This is a genomic window from Bacillus sp. FJAT-27231, from assembly GCF_001183975.1.
Taxonomy (GTDB): domain Bacteria; phylum Bacillota; class Bacilli; order Bacillales; family Domibacillaceae; genus Pseudobacillus; species Pseudobacillus wudalianchiensis.
Genome location: NZ_LFZU01000001.1, coordinates 65,808 through 86,903, shown reverse-complemented (window position 1 = coordinate 86,903; position 21,096 = coordinate 65,808). Strand labels below are relative to the sequence as shown.

Here is a 21,096-nt window from a genome sequence, read left to right as displayed (position 1 = left end):
AAAAATCCCTTCTTAGCATTAGACTCTTTCTAAAAACAATTTAGTTTTTACAAAAAGATTGATTAAATTGCTCTGAAGGAATTAGATTTCATCACTCCTCTACTCCTATTCAAAGTATCTTCTCTTAAAAAACTATTTGATAGATTGTACTGTTGATCGTAATGCTTCCCATATAATATCTATATCTTTTTCCTCTGTGCGCCAATTGCTAAAAGCAGCACGAATGGCGGGAACACCGTTATAGATAGTTGGCGTCATAAACACTTTTCCTTGCTGGTTTAAAGCAGTAAGAAATTGGTTGTTCATTTCAGCAGTGATAGATTGTTTGTTTAAAGAAAAGCAAACAACGTTTAACCTTACTGGTGATAACAGTTTAAACTCCCGGCTGTTGTTTATTTTTTCCCCAAGGCGTTTAGCCAGTTCAACATTTTGCTCAATAAGATTTTGGTAGCCGCTTTTACCGTATGCTTTTAGCGTAAACCATGCTGGCAAGGCACGGAACCTTCGAGAATTTTCAGGTGTAAGATTAAAAAACTCCGGATGTTCAATTGCATCCCCGAGGTAAGCAGCATTATTTTGAAATACTTCCGCTTGAAGCTGCTTATGACGAGTAAATTGCATGGCAGAGTCGTAGGGAACATTCAACCATTTATGCGCATCAATTGTAATAGAGTCGGCAGCATCCATCCCTTCTACTAATTCTCTATATAGAGGGGAACAAGCAGCAAAACCGCCAAAAGCCGCATCAATATGCAACCAAAAGCGGTAGTGCTTTTTAAGCTTCCCAATAGCAGCTAAATCGTCATAGTCTACCGTGTTAACTGTTCCCACATTGGCCACAACGATGCATGGCTCACTTTTCTGTTGTTCAAGAAATTCCTTTAATTTTTCGATATCGATCGCCTCGCGATTTTCCTGACAAGGTATTGAATGAATAGATTTTCTCCCTATGCCCAGCATAGAAGCTGCTTTAAAAACGCTTGAGTGAGGAGCGCCGCTCAAAATTTTAATGGATGGAATATCGTACAGGCCTTCCATGGAAATGTCTTTTCCATAATGATGTGCAATCCATTGCCTTGCTTGAGCAAGACCTACGAAATTTGCCATGGTGGCCCCACTTACGAAAGTGCCGCTATAATCATGGCTTAAATGAAGTAACTCTTTTAGCAGGTCAATCGTTTCAAGTTCAACCAACCCGGCAATTGAATCTTGTGAGCTAGCTGCATTTTGATCATAAATACTAACTAACCAATCTCCTATAATGGCCGCAGGTGTAGAGCCCCCCGTAACAAAGCCTAAGTATCTTGAACCCACACTTGCGCTTAAGCCTGTAGCATAGTGGTGGGTGAAATATTCAAGGGCTGCACTTGCTCCAATACCTGATGTAGATAGTTGATTTTTTGGCATGTCATAGGATTGAACCGCTACACACCTCTCTTCAAGGCCATGATAAAAATTTGTTGCATGCTGCACGACTTCTGTTAATATCCGTTCAAAATCTTTTTGGTCTTGGTTCATGATATTCATCCTCTACTCTCTCCTCTTTTAACAAATTTTTCTTGTTCCTCATTGTTTTTACAATATATAGTGATAGGTATAACAGTCAATGAGTGAATATAACAGTGGGAGACAATATGAAAATCAATCTTAACCGTCAATCAGATCAATCGTTAATTCATCAAATTGCCAACATTCTAGCGGAGAAAATTCGTTCAGGTGTTGTAGAAGAAGACAGCCAATTGCCTTCAATTCGAAACTTTTCAAAAGAAAATCAAGTTAGTTTTGTTACGGTAAGCAAAGCTTATACCCTTTTAGAGAAGAATGGATATATTCGCTTAGAGCATGGAAAGGGAGCTTTTGTTCGGCGGAAAGAACAGAGGAAAAGGATTGAAAAGAGAACAAGTGAAAATGTTGATTGGCAGCTAGCCATTCCAGATTATATTCAGCGTTCACAATACATGTTAAATTTGGGACCGGAAAATGCAATTAAACTATCTAGTGCCATTATAAATCCGGGACTGCTCCCTTCCGCTTATTTAACGAAAGAAATAAACCAGGTTCTGCAGGATGACCCACAAATTGTAGCCCGTTATGGCCCTATTCAAGGGGATGCTGAAGTTCGGGAAGCAATTAAAAAGTATTTACAACGATATGGTGAGCTTAAAACAACAAGCTCAGAGATCATCATTACAAGTGGTGTGCAGCAAGGAATCGATCTAGTAGCAAGAACTTTTATTGGTCCTGGAGACATTGTGATCACGGAGGCGCCCACCTATACGGCAGCACTCGATGTTTTTCGAAATCGAGGAGCTCACATTATTCCTATCCCTGTAGACGGAGAAGGGATGCAGACAGATATTTTAGCTTCTCTCTGTTTAACTAAAAAACCAAAAGTTGTTTATACGATCCCTACATTTCATAATCCAACTGGCACAGTTTTAAGTAAAAAGAGAAGAATGGATTTAGTAGAACTGGCACAAAGCAATGGCTTTCTTATTGTAGAGGATGACTCATGGAATGAAATATATTTTGATCATAACCCGCCCCCGCCCACTATTAAATCTTTAGATACGAGCGGTCATGTGATTTATTTAAAGGGCTTTAGCAAAGCTTTAGCCCCTAGTTGCAGAATTGGGGCGATGGTTTCAAACGGGACCATTCATCAGCGGTTGTTAACATCAAAATCTTGTACAGACCTGGGCAACCCACTCTTAACACAAAAAGCACTGATTCCATTTTTAAGTTCAATCAGAATGAACACACATTTAGAAAAGCTGCGTATCGCCCTTGAAATAAGAAGAGATCAAACGATTGCCTTGTTAGAGAAATATGCCCCTGAAGGAGTGACCTGGATTAAGCCTAAAGGAGGGCTAAACATTTGGGTGTCTTTGCCTGGCAACAGCAATACAGATGAACTGCTTTTAAAAGCACAACAGTCCAACCTTTCATTTTTGCCTAGTTCGGCTTGTTATCCAAATGAACCACAATATAACCACTTAAGAATTAGTTACTCTTATCTAGAGAATCAACAGCTTGAACAAGGGGTTATAGAGCTTTGTAAGGTTATAGAATTGTATCTTCAATAAATGAATCATAAGGGCTAACTCTGACTAGTCGCTTATCAAACTATTATCCTTACTGCATCATTTAACTTAAAGAAATATGGGGTTAAACCCCAGTAATTTCAGTATATATTTTCGGCTGGTTAGGAAAGGGGCTGCCCCAAAAAGTTTTAAAACCGACTTTCAGGACAGCCCCTTTATCATTTGGCATAAGGTATTTCCGCTTCCTCTGCCTTATTCACTGGAAGATATTCAATTTTTAAGTTCAAAAAGCCGTAAATCATCGCTATGATAGGGCTGAGAAAACAGAAAAAGGCAAACGGGGCGTAAGAAAAAGAATGCACGCCCAATGTAGCAAACATAAACGCGCCACACGTGTTCCACGGAATCAATGGTGAAGTCACCGCTCCCCCATCCTCAATGGTTCGCGATAAATTTTTGATATGCAGTCCCCTTCTTTTATACTCCGAAGCATACATCCTTGCCGGAAAAATCATGGCGAGATAGGCATCACAGGCCAGTATGTTTGTTATCACACTGGTACCGACTGTCGTTGCGATAAGATGACCTGTAGACTTAACCATCTTGATCAGAGATTCAACAATCGTCTCCAACGTTCCCGTCACCTCAAGGATGCCTCCGTATGCCATGGCGATCATGATCAAAGAAATTGTCCAAAACATCGATTCAATCCCACCATTATTTAGCAGGCTGTCGAGGATTTCCACGCCGGTTTCCGCTTCATTTCCGTAATATAACGTATTTAAGGCCACAGTCCAAGAGGCGCCCTGTATCATTACCGTGCAAATTGTCCCCATAAGGCTGCCAATTATAAGACCTGGAATAGCAGGGATTTTTAGAGTAAGCAACACAATGACGATCAGCGGGACAAGCAGAAGCCAAGGCGAAATGACAAATATGTCATCCAGCTGAGATTGCAAAATCACTACCTGGTCTGGAGACCCCTGTGGCGTTAGAGTAAAGCCCATAATAGTGTAAATAATAAGCGCAATCGTAATAGCTGGAACAGTTGTATACAGCAAATGCCGGATATGTTCAAAGAGATTCAACCCGGTGATACCTGCAGCCAGATTGGTCATCTCAGACATGGGCGATATTTTGTCTCCGAAATAACAGCCGGATATGACAGCACCTGCTGCCATTGCTGTACTAATACCAAAGCCTTCTGCCATACCCATGATAGCGATTCCAATTGTTCCTGCGGAAGTCCAGGCATTTCCGGAAGACACCGATACTACCATACAAATAAGACAGGCAGCCACTAAAAAATAAGTCGGTGACAATAACTTCAAACCATAATAGATCATGGAGGCCACTACCCCGCCTGCTGTCCAGGAGCCAATTAAGGCTCCTATGACCATTAAAATTATAATCGCCTGAATAGGCAGCACAACGGTTTTCAACATTCCCTTTTCAATGTCTTTCCAAGAGTAGCCCAAACTCAATCCCAAGACTGTGGCCACAATTGCACTGGCCAAGAGAGGAATTTGCGGATCAAGTTTTAGAAAAAATAAACCAACCAAAAGAGATAACATCATAAACACAATGGGTATAAGCGCAATCAGTAAAGTTGGCTTTCTTGGTTTCTTAGTGGTCATTATCACTCCCCCTTTCATCATCGTTTGAAACAAGTGAATTTCGAACGATTAGGCCTGCACTACAGCATGTTCGAGCAGCGTTTCTACACTTTCACGGAAAATCTGGGTATGGTAATCCACATCCGCTTCCTTCGTCTGGGAAGAAATAAGAGCCATATTATGAAAAGGAGTCATGAGTATACCGCGATTTAATGCGTAGAGATGCATGTACCGGTCAAGCTCAAAGTCCACAGCCGCAGCAGCTTCCCCACCATTTTTCGGTGCCGTTTCACGGAACCAGTATTCTGTACGGCATCCAAGACGCTTGACGATCCAGGAAAGCTGTTTCTCCTTAATCACCGATTCGACCCCGTCTGAGAACCGCTCAGCAAGGGCAATATTCCGCTCATAAAATTCTTCCGTAAGCACACTTTCCATTGTTGCTCTCATTGCCGCCATGGATAAGGCATTTCCGGCAAGCGTTCCGCCAATACCACCTGTATCGGAATCTTCTAGACTGATTAAACCTTTCATGCGCTGTGCCACCTCTTCGCTGAACCCATAGACGGCCGTCGGTATGCCTGAACCGATCGCTTTTCCGACTGTCAGCATATCCGGTTCCAAGCCGTGGGCTCCTGTATAGCCTCCAGGACCGGCACTCATTGTGTGGGTTTCATCATAGATAAGCAATGTCCCGGTACGTCTTGTAACCTCCCTTAAAGCCTCCAAGAAGCCAGGTTCAGGGTGAATGATTCCAATGTTCGTCATGACCGGCTCAGCGAGGACACAAGCTACATCCCCTGGTGCAAGCGCTTTCTCCAAAGCTTCAATATCGTTGAATTCTACTACTTTGGTTGTTTCTGTCGGATCTACTTGCGGGCCAATGTTTCCGCTGCGGCTGGAAAGCTGGCCATTTTCTAAAGTGACGAAAGATTCATCGACGGTCCCATGATAACAATAATTAAATACTAAGACGTATTTACGCTTTGTGATATGGCGTGCCAGTCTTAGCGAAAAGCGGTTAGCATCCGTTGCCGAAATTGCCACCTGCCAATAAGGAAGGCCGAAACGCTTCTTTAACTCTTTTCCAACCCAAATGGCATCTTCTGTCGGAAGCATGAAAGTCACACCGTTTTGGATACGCTCTGTAATCGCCGGCACCGCCCCATCCGGTGCATGACCGGTCATTGATCCTGTATCTCCAAGGCAAAAATCGATAAATTCATTTCCATCTACATCTTTAAAATAAGCACCCGATGCTTCTTTTACAAAAATCGGATAGCTCCCAGCCCATTTCACCATCCAATTCATCGGTACGCCATCAATATAATTCGACTTGGCCTGCTCAAATAACTCTTTGGACTTTGGATGTTTCTTCTCAAATAACTCTAATTCTTTTTCAAGCAGTTGTGCTAGTCTCTCTCTATTGATTTCCATGTATTTCATCCTCCTGCATTTTGATGTCAGTATGTATATAGCAACTTTAATGCCAATTTATTTAGAAAGATAGAATACCTGTTCACCAACGTATAAACTGACCTAAAAATATGGAATCGCTTTGATTGGTTCAGATCCTGAGCGGTATGTTGTAGGCGCACAGGGAATGGGCTCATGGTATAGCTAAGCGAGCACTGAAGAAGGCATAAGCTGAACTATAAAATATTTTTCACTTGTTTTGAAAGCTGATTCAGACATGAAGATTCAATGAAAATTTCATTTATCATTTTTCAACTTTGACAAACAGAGGGATATCGTTCACAGAATAAAAAACAAAAAAGCGGACGAAACGCCCGCAAATACTCAGTTTGTCAATTTTGATAATTTAATTGTTAGTTTTGACAACTATTTGACGATACCCAGCTCTCTTATTCTCCTATACAATGTTGATTCACTTATGCCTAGTATGGCGGCAACCTTTCTCTTATCTTGAACAGAATAACCGTTTTCCTGCAAATGCTTCGTTATGATCTGTTTCTCATAAACATCAAGCTGCTCCTTTAACGAAATGCTCCCCACCCCTCTGTAAGAACGCAAAATTCTCCCGGGTATACTTTGTTTAGAGACCAGCTCATTTGTTTCAATATTTACCGCATACTCTACGGCGTTCTCCAATTCTCTTATATTTCCCGGCCATTGATAAGAAACTAGCAGCTCCATCGCTTCCTGTTCAAAGCCTCTGATTTTTTTTCCTATCAAATTATTATATTTTTGGAGGGCATGGTGGAGTAGTAATGGTATATCCTCCTTGCGCTCAGACAGGGAAGGGATTTTAATTGGAATGACATTTAGGCGAAAATAAAGGTCCTCCCGGAACTCTCCATCTTGCATCATTTGCTCTAGATCTCTGTTTGTCGCCGCTATGACCCGTACATCAACAGGGATAATCCTTGTTCCTCCCACTCTCTCAATCTCCCGGTGCTGCAGTACATGAAGCAGCTTAACCTGCAGATGAAGCGACATGTCTCCAATTTCATCTAAAAATATGGTTCCTTCATGAGCTAACTCGAACTTTCCGACCTTACCGGATTTATTTGCACCGGTAAATGCACCGCCCTCATAGCCAAAAAGTTCACTTTCCAACAGCGTATCGGGTATCGCCGCACAGTTTACCATAATCAATGATTTATTTTTCCTCGGGCTGGCGTAATGAATAGCTTTCGCCAAAAGCCCTTTTCCTGTCCCGCTTGCGCCTGTAATCAGCACTGTTGAATTGCTCGGAGCGATCTTTTCAGCTTGACACTTCAGCTCTTTCACTTTACTGCTTGTTCCCAGAACCTCTTGAAAGGAAGAGTATTCATTATTTTCCGTCATTTCATAAACCATCTTGCGAACATCTGCAATATCACGGAAGTACACAACAGCCCCAGTCACTTGTTTGCCATTGTCCTCTGTTCCATTGAAAATAAGATTAACCGTTGTAAAGAAATGCATTGCCTTGTCCCTGCTCGACTTTCCTTTGTAAAATTCCTCGCGATCAGCGTACCCCTCTCCTGTTTGCAACGCGCTTAAAACGGGGGAGTTAGGCCAAATATTGTTCAAATGCCGGCCAATGAGCTTGTCTCTGCTCATATTGATAAGCTGCTCTCCCGAATGGTTGCATAGGGTGATTAATCCCTGTTTATTCACTACTATAATTCCGTCACGGCTTGTTTCAACAATGATTTTAAGCTCATCGGATATTTTTGTTTCTGCTATTTTACTTGAGAGTAAGTCGGCCATCCTTCTTAAAAAGACAAGCAGATTATTTTTATTGTGTAGCATCATCGCCTGTTGCTCTTTCGTAAAGGCGATCATGCCGATCAAACCGATAATTTGCCGGTCCAGTTTAATTGGGCAGCATACTTCTGCCAATTCATTTTCAACCGCATGGTAAAAAGGATCTCTTTGTGCATCCTCCACAATGTATTCTGTACCTTTTTTTAAAATATGGCTGTAAATAAATCCTGAATTTAAATTTCCGTCCTCCTCCATCTGTCCTACTTTTTCCTGATAACGACCTGTGCCTGCAACAATTCTCAACTGTTCATCGATGATTTCAACTTCGATGCCAATCGCCGCCGTAATGGCTTCTGCAATCTCTTGGACAGTGTTTTGTATGGCTCTTAAATGAGACATTCCGATTAGACCCATCCTTTTCTTTTCTCCTATTATACTGTGATCTCTACATTTATTTGAATGATCTAAAGTAAAAAGAAGACAAAAATTCCTCCTTTTAGCAAAAGAAATTCCTCGATCTTCTTTAACCCATTTATCTACTGTAAATATTCTCGTTCTTTTAATCAAAAAATACCTCTTTGGATATGTTTACCCAAAGAGGCATTTCTTCGTTGCATTTTATATGCATCATGACTTTATTTGAAAGCTGCAAAAACAGCCTGATGAAAACCTACTTTTATTCCACTGTTACACTCTTCGCCAAGTTACGCGGTTTATCAACATCACAATCACGGTGTAATGCTGCATAGTAAGCGATGAGCTGCAACGGCACAACAGCGACAAGCGGTGTTAAAAGCTCATGAACAGCCGGAATCACGAAGCGGTCGTTTTCGTTCTCTAGCCCTTTCATAGAGATAATGCAAGGGTTCGCACCGCGAGCCGTTACTTCCTTCACATTACCACGAATGCTTAAGTTTACATTTTCTTGAGTTGTAATGGCAACGACTGGTGTGCCATCTTCGATCAAAGCGATCGTGCCGTGCTTCAACTCTCCTCCAGCAAAGCCTTCTGCCTGGATATAAGAGATCTCTTTCAACTTCAATGCACCTTCAAGGCCAACATAATAATCAATGGAGCGGCCGATGAAGAAGCAGTTGCGTGTAGTGGAGAGATAGTCTCTAGCGATTTGTTCGAACTCATCTTTCGTATCACAAAGCATTTCCATTGCATTCGCCACAATGCCAAGTTCATGCACAAGGTCTAGTTCTGTCTTAATACCGAGTGATTCAGCCGTAGCATTCGCTAGAATCGCTAGTACAGAGACTTGGGCTGTGTAGGCCTTCGTAGAAGCAACAGCGATCTCAGGGCCCGCATGCAGCAGTAACGTATAGTCCGCTTCACGGGACAAAGTAGAACCTTGAACATTTGTGATCGTTAATGCTTTGTAACCCATTTCCTTCACTTTTACGAGTACAGCACGGCTGTCGGCTGTTTCGCCGCTTTGGGAAATAAAAATGAATAATGGGTTTTTAGATAAAAGCGGCATGTTGTAGACAAATTCACTTGCTACGTGTACTTCTGTTGGGATTTCTGCGAGTTTTTCTAAATACTGTTTGCCGACGAGTCCAGCATGGTAGCTCGTTCCGCAAGCTATGATATATAAACGGTCTGCGCCTTTTAGCGCTTCAATGATGTTTTCATCCACCGTCAGCTCTTCTTGTTCGTTTTGATATGCTTGAATGAGCCTTCTCATCACAAGCGGCTGCTCGTCAATTTCTTTTAGCATGTAATGTGGATACGTACCTTTTTCAATGTCGCTGGCATCTAGCTCCGCTGTGTATGGAGCACGTTGGATTTCGTCACCATTCAAGTTTTCAATCGTTACTTTTTCTTTTGTTACGATGACAGCCTCTTTGTCCATCAATTCTACAAATTGGTCTGTTACCTGAATCATGGCCATAGCATCAGAGGCAATGACGTTAAAGCCTTCTCCAAGTCCAACAAGAAGCGGACTTTTGTTTTTAGCCGCGAAAATCGTGTCTGGCTCTTCTCTATCCAGCATCCCAATGGCGTAAGAACCTTTTAGCAGCTGCAGCGTTTTACGAAAGGCTGCTTCTGTTTCAAGGCCTTCTAGCGCAAAAAGTTCAATCAATTGAACAATTACTTCTGTATCCGTGTCACTCTTTAACGGCACATCCAGCAAGTATTCTTTCTTAAGCTGTTCATAGTTTTCGATTACTCCGTTGTGAACGAGTGTGAACCGCCCAGAAAAACTTTGATGAGGGTGTGCATTTTCTCTGCTTGGCACGCCGTGAGTAGCCCAGCGTGTATGGCCAATTCCTGTTACTGTGCTAATATTTTTGTCTACGACTTTCCGTAAATCCGCAATCCGGCCTTTTTCTTTAAAAACATGAACATCTTGCGCATCTCTAATTGCAATACCAGCAGAGTCATAGCCACGGTATTCAAGTTTCTCCAGACCGCTCAGCAAGATTTCCTTTGCATCCTTAAAGCCGATATAACCAACAATTCCGCACATACAATAGTTCCTCCTATAAAGAAGGCAGGCAAAAGCAGAGCGCTTATTTGCCGCTCTTCTTTTTTTATATTCTCTTTTTCTCTCCGCATTTCCATTCCCTTTGTCCGCAAGGTTACCCCTGCGATTTAAGGAAGGACTGTCGGTTGTGCGGTCATCAACCGGGAGGCATCCGCCGAACATTTCGATAAACCTCCTCCTCGTCAACTAGCTAGGCTCTCTCCTGCTAGTTCAGGCGCTTTATAAAAAAATAGTTATAAAATAGACTCCTCTCCTTTCTTTACTGTTTCTGTAAAACAGGATTATCATACACTAATCAATTTCTCGTCGTCAACTGATATTTTTTTTGTAATGGAATGCCAATATTATTACATGTATATGAAAAAAGAGACGCACATGTGCGCCTCTTCTCTTTCTTTCCCCTATATCCTGCTGATGAAACCTATTGTTTATTCAGCAAGGCCCATTTCCGCCTTTACGACAGCAGCAATCCGCTCAACAAATGCTTGGCATTGCTCCTCGGTTTGCGCTTCAACCATCACACGAACAAGCGGCTCTGTACCTGATGGGCGAACAAGCACCCGTCCGTTTCCGTTCATTTCTGCTTCTACCTCGGAAATAACGGCTTTCACTTTTTCATTTTCCGTTACTTTATATTTATCTGTCACCCGTACGTTCTGTAAGATTTGCGGGTATTTCTTCATTTCTGCCGCAAGCTCTGATAAAGGCTTTTTCGTCATTTTCATAATGTTTACAAGCTGAAGACCCGTTAATAGTCCATCACCTGTTGTATTGTAATCTAAGAAAATAATGTGGCCAGACTGCTCGCCGCCCAGGTTATATTGGTCTTTTTTCATCGCTTCCACTACATAGCGGTCGCCGACTGCTGTCTGCACACTTTTAATGCCCAGGGCTTCTAATCCTTTGTAAAAGCCGAGATTACTCATAACCGTTGAGACAACGACAGACTGCTTTAATTGTCCTTGTTCATGCATGTACTTCGCACAAATAAACATAATTTGGTCGCCGTCTACGATGTTTCCTTTTTCATCAACAGCAATCAAACGATCCCCGTCGCCATCAAAGGATAAACCGACATCTGCCTTTTTCTCTAGTAAGAAAGCGGCAAGTGCTTCTGGATGTGTAGAGCCGACTCCGTCATTAATGTTTAGTCCATTAGGAGAAGTTCCCATCGTTGAAATATCTGCCTCTAAATCAGCATACAAATGCGGAGCTAGTGAGGAAGTGGCACCATGAGCACAATCTAGTGCAATATGAATACCAGAGAAATCTTCATCTACTGACTGCTTCAAGTACTGGATGTATTTTTGTCCACCTTCAAAATAATCGCTCACCTGTCCGAGATTAGCACCGGTCGGACGCGGCAGGTTATCTGTGTCTTGATCAAGAAGGGCTTCGATCTCTGCTTCTTGTTCATCAGATAGCTTGAATCCATCAGGACCAAAAAACTTAATGCCATTATCTCCGACTGGATTGTGAGAAGCTGAAATCATTACGCCTGTCTGAGCATCCATCACTTTTGTTAAATAAGCGACGCCTGGTGTAGAGATAACGCCCAGACGCATGACTTCTGCCCCAATGGATAAGAGGCCAGCAACAAGAGCTCCCTCTAACATATGACCGGAGATACGAGTATCACGGCCTACTACGACTTTCGGGCGCTCTGCATTCTTCGTTAACACATAACCGCCGAATCTGCCTAATTTAAAAGCAAGTTCGGGTGTTAATTCTGCATTTGCCACTCCTCTTACTCCATCAGTTCCAAAATACTTTCCCATTTATCGATTCTCTCCTTTGTTTTACCTTCTGTTCAAACGGCGTTATTCACCGTTTTTCTTTTCTGGTTCACCTTCCGGACTTCCTTCGACTGTCACCTTTACCTTTACGAGCTGCGGGGAAACAAAGTTCAGCCCTTCGCCAATCTCAATTGGCACAGTAAGTGTTGTGTCTTTCTTTATACTGTCCACTTCTACCGGGACAACTAGTTCTTCCATATCCCTCAAAATAGATTCTTTTCCGTAAATCGTAATTTCTTCTGTCTCAGGTTTAATAGACTTAATTTTGATCCCCTTAGGTGGTGTGCCTTTAGGGAAGAACCTGAGCGCTATTTTTTTGCTTGGGTTTTTGACAGAAATGGATACTTGAACGGTTTCAGGTTCTATTTTAACGTCCAGCTTATTCAAGTCACCATCCAGCACTTGTACTTTCGCGGTGCCGGTTGTTTCTTTATCGACTTTTTCTTTCACATCTAGAGTCGCTTTCACGTAAACAATTTTATTAAGCGCCGCTTTTGATCCAGTCACTTTTACGCGCTTCGGATCAACAGAAACGGCTTCTTCCTGATATCCCTCCGCCAACATATTGTCATTGAATTCTGGGCTCACGACAAAGTAATCAGAAACCTTCTCTTCAATTGTGACATCGACTGTCTCTGGAATAACGGTTACTTTTAATTTATCGGACAGCTGCTTGTATTTAATGGGAACACGATGTTTCCCTATACTTGTGTTAGTTAAATCAATGAAGAGCTCAAAGTCTCTTAGTCGCTTTGTTGATTCAATAATGCTTTTCGGGCCTTTCAGTTCGACCTTCACTTTATCTGGAATGCCTGAAACAAATAAGTTTTCCGTATCATAGTATGCCTGAACCGGGACATCGGTAATCACTTCACTGTTAGTCTGAGCAGAATCATCTGCCTTTTGAGTTAACTGAAAATCGCCGAAATTCACAGATATGTACAGTAAAATGGTCAAAAGCAAAGCAACGATACGTACAAACCAGGAGCTTTCCACAAATTTATCCATCGCTTTTTCTCCCCCTCCAGATCCACCGGCCTGAGGAATCACTTTCCTTTTTAAGTAACTCATGCATCAAAAGTTTTTCAAAATCCTCAGAGGACAAATCACGGAACAAATCGCCGTTCTTTGTAACGGACACGGCTCCGGTTTCCTCAGAGACAACAATGGTGATGCTGTCAGTCACTTCACTGATGCCCATTGCGGCCCTGTGTCTCGTACCCAATTCTTTTGAGATAAATGGGCTCTCTGACAAAGGCAAATAACAGGCTGCTGCAGCTATTTTGTTTTTTTGAATAATCACTGCTCCATCATGAAGCGGGGTATTAGGGATGAAGATATTAATGAGTAATTCCGATGTAATAGAGGAATGCAGCGGAATTCCCGTTTCAATATAATCATTCATGCCCGTTTCTTTTTCTATGGAAATAAGAGCACCTATCCGTCTTTTAGCCATATAGCTAACTGACTTCATTAAAGCGTCTATTAAATCGCGCTGCTCTTTATCCTCCTGCACTACATTTCTAGAAAAAAGACTTCCCCTCCCAAGCTGCTCTAAGGCACGGCGTACCTCAGGCTGGAAAATGATAATAACCGCTAGGAACCCCCATGTTAAGGCTTGTTCCATAATCCAGCTTAATGTATCAAGTCCGAGCAGCCCGCTTAAGCCTCGTACGACGATAATAACAAAAATACCCTTCACGAGCTGAACAGCTTTCGTGCCGCGTATAACCATTAAAAGTTTATAAACAACAAACCAAACAAGCAATATATCCAGTGCGTTGGATAAATAATCCAATGCAGTAAAATGTTCGAAGTAGTTTGAAAACGGCATATTACATCCTCCAATAATGTAATGACTGGAGCCGTACAGAGGCTTTGTGTTTTATTTAACTAGCATATTATAACACAGTCTGCCGAAAAGTCCGAACCAAAAGGGGGCAGACCTCCATTCTTTAGAAAAAAGAGTGTTCGTAATAGCTAGTCGAACACTCCCGTTACTGCTTTTTTCAGTTTAAACCATATCCAACCGAAAGCCTCATCGATTTCTTCTATTTCCCCTGTAACGCGTCCAGCCGAAGCCATATACTGTTCGCCATTAATGACGGTCACATCTCCCTGTACCTCTCCTTCGACGCGAATATCACCGTTCTCTACAACAATATCTCCTTTTACTTGTTCTCCAGCAGGAACAATGACTGTATCGTTTTCAACCTGCAGATTGTTATACTTTGTAAAAGCAAAATGATTCGCTTCTTGTTGCCAGGTCGATAAAAAGCCACCGGTCATTAAAGCTAAAAACAAAGAAGCCGCCGTAAAAAACGGGTGCCTTCTGATCCAGCGCTGAATGCCAATAATCCTTGTTTCTTTTGGTAAGGCGAACAGGACCTCCTCTGTAAATCTTTCAGGGGCTCCTATGTGGGACATGCTTTGTACGAGTGCAATCGTCTTTTTTAACTCTAAAAAATGCTGACGGCAATCATTGCATGTTTGTAAATGTGCTTTTAGTTTCTGTTGTTCCCCAGAAAAGAGCTCCCCATCTAAATAATTGTGCATCAAGCGAACGATCTCTTTTTGACAAGAAGCCATGATTTCACACATCCCTTCTCACATATTCCGCAAATACTTACGAAGTGCCTCGCGCCCTCTATGTATCCGTGTTTTCACCGTGCCTAGGGGCAATTCTAAGATATCTGCAATTTCTTGCAGCTGTAGCTCTTCGATATATTTTAAGACGATGACTGACCTGTATTTTTCGGGAAGATTAAAAATAGCCGACTGGATAACCTCCTGCAGCTCCAAATTTTCCACTGCTTCTTCAGGAAGCTCTTCTGTAGAGGCAACTTGCGAATACATATTAAGTCCTTCTGTACCAGCAATTTCAGCATCAAGGTGATAATCCGGCTTTTTCTTGCGAATCCGGTCAATGCATAGATTTGTCGCAATTCGGTAGAGCCAGGTTGCAAACTTCTTTTCAGGATCGTACGTATGAATATTAACAAATGCTTTAATGAATGTTTCTTGTGCAGCATCCTCTGCTTCATGACGATCCCACAACATTCGAAAGCAAATTTGATACACTTTATCTTTATAAAGTTCTACGATCTCACCAAAAGCATTTTGATCGCCCTTGAGAACCTGCTTAATCCTTCTTTGGACAATTAACTCCATTATTTTTTACCTCCTGCCCTCGCAGGTATCTTTCCATACGATTATCAGCTAAAAAAGGTTTCAAAAAAAGCACAACTCTATCATAACAAATTACGTTGAAATGTTTACATATTTTTGTAAAAGGGTATAGTGATCATAATCAAAACGACGGTAGGAGTTGATTGATCACAATGGCTGCAGCGGAATTGTTAGAAGAAATTGAGGTTTGTCGGCATAACATGGTGATGCTGGCTATGCAAACATCCTTTTCAGATAAAAAGGTAGTAGAGATCAGCACACGCCTTGATCAATTATTAAATCAGTTTGAGGAATTAAAATAACCGGAGATCCTAATATAAAGTTAGGATCTCCGGTTATTTTATAGCCGTTCCTTCGTCTTGCTGCCTTATAAAAGCTTGCTTCCGAATAAAGAAGCCATCAAGGCCACCGCCACAGAGGCTGTCTTATTTTTTTCATCAAGGATCGGATTGACTTCTACAAACTCCGCAGAAGTAATTAATGCGCTTTCCGCAAGCATTTCCATAGCTAAATGGCTTTCACGGTAACTAATTCCCCCAATAACCGGTGTACCTACTCCTGGTGCATCACTCGGATCAAGACCGTCCAAATCTAAGGACAAATGAACTCCGTCTGTTTTTTCGCGTAAGTACTCAATCGTTTCCTCAATCACCTTTGTCATGCCTAGACGATCAACTTCATGCATCGTATATACTTTAATGCCTTGTTCTTTAATAAGGGCTTTCTCTCCTTCATCAAGGTCGCGCGCACCGATAATCACGATATTTTCAGGTTTTACTTTTGGAGACGGACCGTAAATGCCAGTCAGCTCTTCATGGCCAAGACCAATGCTAACAGCTAAAGGCATACCATGGATATTACCTGTAGGAGATGTTTCCGCTGTGTTTAAGTCACCGTGTGCATCGTACCAGATTACACCTAAATTACGATAATGCTTCGCTACGCCAGCAAGTGTACCAATCGCAATACTATGGTCACCACCAAGTACAAGTGGAAAGCTTCCAGATTGGATGACATTGTCCACTTTTTCTGCCAGCTTCGTGCTTGCTTCAGCAACCGATTTCAAGTTCTTTAAGTTTGTATTTTCACTGTGAACCGCATGCTTCTTATTAATCTCAATATCGCCACAGTCTTCTACTTCATATTGTAACGCTTCAAGGCGCTCGCTAATACCGGCATAACGGATAGCACTAGGCCCCATGTCTACCCCTCTGCGTAGTTGTCCTAAATCCATTGGAACACCAATGATTGATATTTTCTTTTCGTTAGTCATATGAACTCTCCTTTCGTGTTGCTCGCCTTATTTTAACCGAAAGAAAGAACTTGACTCAACTGGACACTTTTTTGGATAATTATTCACATTTATCTAAAGAAAAAAGCTGTTTTAGTTAAATGGAAAATCACTTAACTAAAACAGCTTTTTAAAGAGTGAGCCATGAAGGACTCGAACCTTCGACCCTCTGATTAAAAGTCAGATGCTCTACCGACTGAGCTAATGGCTCGTTATGGCTGGGCTAGCTGGATTCGAACCAACGAATGACGGAGTCAAAGTCCGTTGCCTTACCGCTTGGCTATAGCCCAATGTTAGTGAAGACGAAATAAAAAGGACATTTTTAAATATGCCCAAGTTTTATTTGTTTCATTCATGATTAATAAAACTGGTGGAGGGGGACGGATTCGAACCGCCGAACCCTGAGGGAGCGGATTTACAGTCCGCCGCGTTTAGCCACTTCGCTACCCCTCCGAAAGAAACTGGTGCCGGCAAGAGGACTTGAACCCCCAACCTACTGATTACAAGTCAGTTGCTCTACCAATTGAGCTACACCGGCACGTAGATATAACATATAATGGTGGAGGATGACGGGTTCGAACCGCCGACCCCCTGCTTGTAAGGCAGGTGCTCTCCCAGCTGAGCTAATCCTCCATAAATGGTGACCCCTACGGGATTCGAACCCGTGTTACCGCCGTGAAAGGGCGGTGTCTTAACCGCTTGACCAAGGGGCCATTCTTAAAAACTAGTAAGCTTCCAACCGGGCTCGAACCGGTGACCTCTTCCTTACCATGGAAGTGCTCTACCTGCTGAGCTATGGAAGCATGGCTCCGCAGGCAAGATTCGAACTTGCGACCGATCGGTTAACAGCCGATTGCTCTACCACTGAGCTACTGCGGAATAATTTTTTAGCTGCAGATGAACATATTGACTAAATAAATGTCTTATAGTTCGCCTGGCAACGTCCTACTCTCACAAGGGGAAGCCCCTCACTACCATCGGCGCTGAAGAGCTTAACTTCCGTGTTCGGGATGGGAACGGGTGTGACCTCTTCGCTATCGCCACCAGACTATTCAAGACATTTACTATTATAACAAAAAATTCTTGTTTGGCAAGCTTTTTTGTTCTTTCAAAACTGGATAATATGTTTTCGTAACCGGCAATACCGTGCCATGGTTTGTTGCTATACGCCGTGCGGCGTTGTCCAGCTCCAGCAGCCAGACTCTCGGTCATAAGCCGTCACGTCTGTGTGGCAAAGAACGCCACTTCGACGGTCCGTCTTATGTCTGCCGAGTCTAAACGGCTGCTTCTGCTTTTCGTTGGTTAAGTCCTCGATCGATTAGTATTCGTCAGCTCCACGTGTCGCCACGCTTCCACCTCGAACCTATCTACCTGATCATCTTTCAGGGATCTTACTAGCTTGCGCTATGGGAAATCTCATCTTGAGGGGGGCTTCATGCTTAGATGCTTTCAGCACTTATCCCGTCCGCACATAGCTACCCAGCGATGCCTTTGGCAAGACAACTGGTACACCAGCGGTGCGTCCATCCCGGTCCTCTCGTACTAAGGACAGCTCCTCTCAAATTTCCTGCGCCCGCGACGGATAGGGACCGAACTGTCTCACGACGTTCTGAACCCAGCTCGCGTACCGCTTTAATGGGCGAACAGCCCAACCCTTGGGACCGACTACAGCCCCAGGATGCGATGAGCCGACATCGAGGTGCCAAACCTCCCCGTCGATGTGGACTCTTGGGGGAGATAAGCCTGTTATCCCCGGGGTAGCTTTTATCCGTTGAGCGATGGCCCTTCCATGCGGAACCACCGGATCACTAAGCCCGACTTTCGTCCCTGCTCGACTTGTAGGTCTCGCAGTCAAGCTCCCTTGTGCCTTTACACTCTGCGAATGATTTCCAACCATTCTGAGGGAACCTTTGGGCGCCTCCGTTACTCTTTAGGAGGCGACCGCCCCAGTCAAACTGCCCGCCTGACACTGTCTCCCACCCGGATCACGGGTGCGGGTTAGAAGTTCAACACAGCCAGGGTAGTATCCCACCGACGCCTCCACCGAAGCTGGCGCTCCGGTTTCAAAGGCTCCTACCTATCCTGTACAAGCTGTGCCGAAATTCAATATCAGGCTGCAGTAAAGCTCCACGGGGTCTTTCCGTCCTGTCGCGGGTAACCTGCATCTTCACAGGTACTATAATTTCACCGAGTCTCTCGTTGAGACAGTGCCCAGATCGTTACGCCTTTCGTGCGGGTCGGAACTTACCCGACAAGGAATTTCGCTACCTTAGGACCGTTATAGTTACGGCCGCCGTTTACTGGGGCTTCAATTCAGAGCTTCGCGTGAGCTAACCCCTCCTCTTAACCTTCCAGCACCGGGCAGGCGTCAGCCCCTATACTTCGCCTTACGGCTTCGCAGAGACCTGTGTTTTTGCTAAACAGTCGCCTGGGCCTATTCACTGCGGCTCCTCAGGGCTATGCACCCCAAAGAGCACCCCTTCTCCCGAAGTTACGGGGTCATTTTGCCGAGTTCCTTAACGAGAGTTCACTCGCTCACCTTAGGATTCTCTCCTCGCCTACCTGTGTCGGTTTGCGGTACGGGCACCTTTCACCTCGCTAGAGGCTTTTCTTGGCAGTGTGGAATCAGGAACTTCGGTACTAAATTTCCCTCGCCGTCACAGCTCCGCCTTGATGGTGACGGGATTTGCCTCGTCACCGGCCTAACTGCTTGGACGCACAACCAACTGTGCGCTTGCCCTATCCTCCTGCGTCCCCCCATTGCTCAAATGGTGAAGAGGTGGTACAGGAATATCAACCTGTTGTCCATCGCCTACGCCTATCGGCCTCGGCTTAGGTCCCGACTAACCCTGAGAGGACGAGCCTTCCTCAGGAAACCTTAGGCATTCGGTGGAAGGGATTCTCACCCTTCTTTCGCTACTCATACCGGCATTCTCACTTCTAAGCGCTCCACAGGTCCTTCCGGTCCTGCTTCACAGCCCTTAGAACGCTCTCCTACCACGGACACCACATGGTGTCCATCCACAGCTTCGGTGATACGTTTAGCCCCGGTACATTTTCGGCGCAGAGTCACTCGACCAGTGAGCTATTACGCACTCTTTAAATGGTGGCTGCTTCTAAGCCAACATCCTGGTTGTCTAAGCAACTCCACATCCTTTTCCACTTAACGTATACTTGGGGACCTTAGCTGGTGGTCTGGGCTGTTTCCCTCTTGACTACGGATCTTATCACTCGCAGTCTGACTCCCAAGGATAAGTCTTTGGCATTCGGAGTTTGTCTGAATTCGGTAACCCGAGGGGGGCCCCTAGTCCAAACAGTGCTCTACCTCCAAGACTCTTCCCTTGAGGCTAGCCCTAAAGCTATTTCGGAGAGAACCAGCTATCTCCAGGTTCGATTGGAATTTCACCGCTACCCACACCTCATCCCCGCACTTTTCAACGTGCGTGGGTTCGGGCCTCCAGTAAGTGTTACCTTACCTTCACCCTGGACATGGGTAGATCACCTGGTTTCGGGTCTGCGACCTCATACTCATACGCCCTATTCAGACTCGCTTTCGCTGCGGCTCCGCCTTTACGGCTTAACCTCGCATGAAATCGCAACTCGCCGGTTCATTCTACAAAAGGCACGCCATCACCCATTAACGGGCTCTGACTACTTGTAGGCACACGGTTTCAGGTTCTCTTTCACTCCCCTTCCGGGGTGCTTTTCACCTTTCCCTCACGGTACTGGTTCACTATCGGTCACTAGGGAGTATTTAGCCTTGGGAGATGGTCCTCCCGGATTCCGACGGAATTTCACGTGTTCCGCCGTACTCAGGATCCACTCTGGAGAGAACGATGTTTCAGCTACAGGATTGTTACCTTCTCTGATGGGCCTTTCCAGACCTCTTCGCCTACACCGTTCTTTTGTAACTCCGTATAGAGTGTCCTACAACCCCAGAAGGCAAGCCTTCTGGTTTGGGCTGTTCCCGTTTCGCTCGCCGCTACTCAGGGAATCGCGTTTGCTTTCTCTTCCTCCAGGTACTTAGATGTTTCAGTTCCCCGGGTATGCCTTCTCCTGCCCTATGTATTCAGGCAGGGATACTGTTCCATTACGAACAGTGGGTTTCCCCATTCGGAAATCTCCGGATCCATGCTTACTTACAGCTCCCCGGAGCATATCGGAGTTAGTCCCGTCCTTCTTCGGCTCCTAGTGCCAAGGCATCCACCGTGCGCCCTTTCTAACTTAACCTAAGAAAAAATAAAGCTTGGCATTTCGTCGTCAGCTTCCTTCATTCCTTCCCTCACGTATGCAAATACGCTCGGTCAGTCACTCAGTTGCTTCCTAGAACTGCTTGCTTCTCTTCTTTCTTTGAAAAATACCTAAAATGGCGATTACTCGGTTATTGCTTGGTTACTTTTATACGATATTATCCAGTTTTCAAAGAACAAGTTTGCTTACCTATATA

General features: G+C 44.0%; 13 protein-coding genes, 8 tRNA genes and 2 rRNA genes. 2 read left to right on the top strand and 21 right to left on the bottom strand.

The window, feature by feature from the left end:
* Positions 1-132 precede the first annotated feature (132 nt).
* A complete protein-coding gene (locus AC623_RS00495; RefSeq protein ID WP_049659432.1) occupies positions 133-1,527 on the bottom strand; it encodes a pyridoxal phosphate-dependent decarboxylase family protein in 1,395 nt (464 codons plus the stop codon).
* A 107-nt stretch (positions 1,528-1,634) separates the two neighbouring features.
* On the opposite strand from AC623_RS00495, the gene pdxR reads away from it, so the two are divergent.
* A complete protein-coding gene (gene pdxR / locus AC623_RS00490) occupies positions 1,635-3,086 on the top strand; it encodes a MocR-like pyridoxine biosynthesis transcription factor PdxR (RefSeq protein WP_049659430.1) in 1,452 nt (483 codons plus the stop codon).
* A 176-nt stretch (positions 3,087-3,262) separates the two neighbouring features.
* Here the strand turns inward: pdxR and nhaC are convergent, their stop codons facing one another.
* From nhaC to sigW, 9 genes are all read right to left on the bottom strand, one after another.
* Positions 3,263-4,681, bottom strand: a complete 1,419-nt coding sequence (gene nhaC / locus AC623_RS00485) for a Na+/H+ antiporter NhaC (RefSeq protein ID WP_049659428.1) — start codon at positions 4,679-4,681, stop codon at positions 3,263-3,265.
* Between the two features lie 48 nt (positions 4,682-4,729).
* A complete protein-coding gene (locus AC623_RS00480) occupies positions 4,730-6,097 on the bottom strand; it encodes an aspartate aminotransferase family protein (RefSeq protein WP_049659426.1) in 1,368 nt (455 codons plus the stop codon).
* A 405-nt stretch (positions 6,098-6,502) separates the two neighbouring features.
* Positions 6,503-8,290, bottom strand: coding sequence for a sigma-54 interaction domain-containing protein (locus tag AC623_RS00475; protein WP_231603328.1), 1,788 nt, complete (start codon positions 8,288-8,290; stop codon positions 6,503-6,505).
* 262 nt (positions 8,291-8,552) lie between these two features.
* On the bottom strand, positions 8,553-10,355 hold the full coding sequence (gene glmS, locus AC623_RS00470; protein ID WP_049666118.1) for a glutamine--fructose-6-phosphate transaminase (isomerizing): 1,803 nt from the start codon (positions 10,353-10,355) through the stop codon (positions 8,553-8,555).
* Between the two features lie 446 nt (positions 10,356-10,801).
* A complete protein-coding gene (gene glmM / locus AC623_RS00465) occupies positions 10,802-12,151 on the bottom strand; it encodes a phosphoglucosamine mutase (RefSeq protein ID WP_049659424.1) in 1,350 nt (449 codons plus the stop codon).
* A 42-nt stretch (positions 12,152-12,193) separates the two neighbouring features.
* Positions 12,194-13,177 carry a CdaR family protein gene (locus AC623_RS00460; RefSeq protein WP_049659421.1) on the bottom strand — a complete coding sequence of 328 codons (984 nt, stop codon included), beginning with the start codon at positions 13,175-13,177 and terminating at the stop codon, positions 12,194-12,196.
* Entirely contained in the window at positions 13,170-14,003 is an 834-nt protein-coding gene (cdaA, locus tag AC623_RS00455) for a diadenylate cyclase CdaA (RefSeq protein WP_049659419.1), read from the bottom strand. Before cdaA ends, AC623_RS00460 begins: the two co-directional genes overlap by 8 nt.
* Positions 14,004-14,149: 146 nt before the next feature.
* A complete protein-coding gene (locus AC623_RS00450) occupies positions 14,150-14,758 on the bottom strand; it encodes an anti-sigma factor family protein (protein ID WP_197090931.1) in 609 nt (202 codons plus the stop codon).
* An 18-nt stretch (positions 14,759-14,776) separates the two neighbouring features.
* Positions 14,777-15,340 carry an RNA polymerase sigma factor SigW gene (sigW, locus tag AC623_RS00445; RefSeq protein ID WP_049659416.1) on the bottom strand — a complete coding sequence of 188 codons (564 nt, stop codon included), beginning with the start codon at positions 15,338-15,340 and terminating at the stop codon, positions 14,777-14,779.
* A gap of 170 nt (positions 15,341-15,510) precedes the next feature.
* Between sigW and AC623_RS20845 the strand changes: the two genes are divergently transcribed.
* Complete coding sequence (locus AC623_RS20845) at positions 15,511-15,660, top strand: aspartyl-phosphate phosphatase Spo0E family protein (RefSeq protein WP_082174287.1); 150 nt, start codon at positions 15,511-15,513, stop codon at positions 15,658-15,660.
* Between the two features lie 65 nt (positions 15,661-15,725).
* Here AC623_RS20845 and rocF read toward each other — a convergent pair whose 3' ends face one another.
* From rocF to AC623_RS00390, 11 genes are all read right to left on the bottom strand, one after another.
* On the bottom strand, positions 15,726-16,631 hold the full coding sequence (gene rocF / locus AC623_RS00440) for an arginase (RefSeq protein ID WP_049659414.1): 906 nt from the start codon (positions 16,629-16,631) through the stop codon (positions 15,726-15,728).
* Positions 16,632-16,787: 156 nt separating this feature from the next.
* Positions 16,788-16,860 (bottom strand) — tRNA-Lys (locus AC623_RS00435).
* A 4-nt stretch (positions 16,861-16,864) separates the two neighbouring features.
* Positions 16,865-16,939, bottom strand: a tRNA-Gln gene (locus AC623_RS00430).
* Positions 16,940-17,017: 78 nt separating this feature from the next.
* Positions 17,018-17,102, bottom strand: a tRNA-Tyr gene (locus AC623_RS00425).
* A gap of 9 nt (positions 17,103-17,111) precedes the next feature.
* Positions 17,112-17,187 (bottom strand) — tRNA-Thr (locus AC623_RS00420).
* A gap of 19 nt (positions 17,188-17,206) precedes the next feature.
* Positions 17,207-17,282: transfer RNA gene (locus AC623_RS00415), tRNA-Val, on the bottom strand.
* A 5-nt stretch (positions 17,283-17,287) separates the two neighbouring features.
* A tRNA-Glu gene (locus AC623_RS00410) sits at positions 17,288-17,362 on the bottom strand.
* Between the two features lie 17 nt (positions 17,363-17,379).
* Positions 17,380-17,452: transfer RNA gene (locus tag AC623_RS00405), tRNA-Thr, on the bottom strand.
* 1 nt (position 17,453) lies between these two features.
* Positions 17,454-17,528 (bottom strand) — tRNA-Asn (locus AC623_RS00400).
* Positions 17,529-17,581: 53 nt separating this feature from the next.
* A 5S ribosomal RNA gene (gene rrf, locus AC623_RS00395) occupies positions 17,582-17,697 on the bottom strand.
* A 250-nt stretch (positions 17,698-17,947) separates the two neighbouring features.
* Positions 17,948-20,879: ribosomal RNA gene (locus AC623_RS00390) — 23S ribosomal RNA — on the bottom strand.
* Between the last annotated feature and the right edge of the window lie 217 nt (positions 20,880-21,096).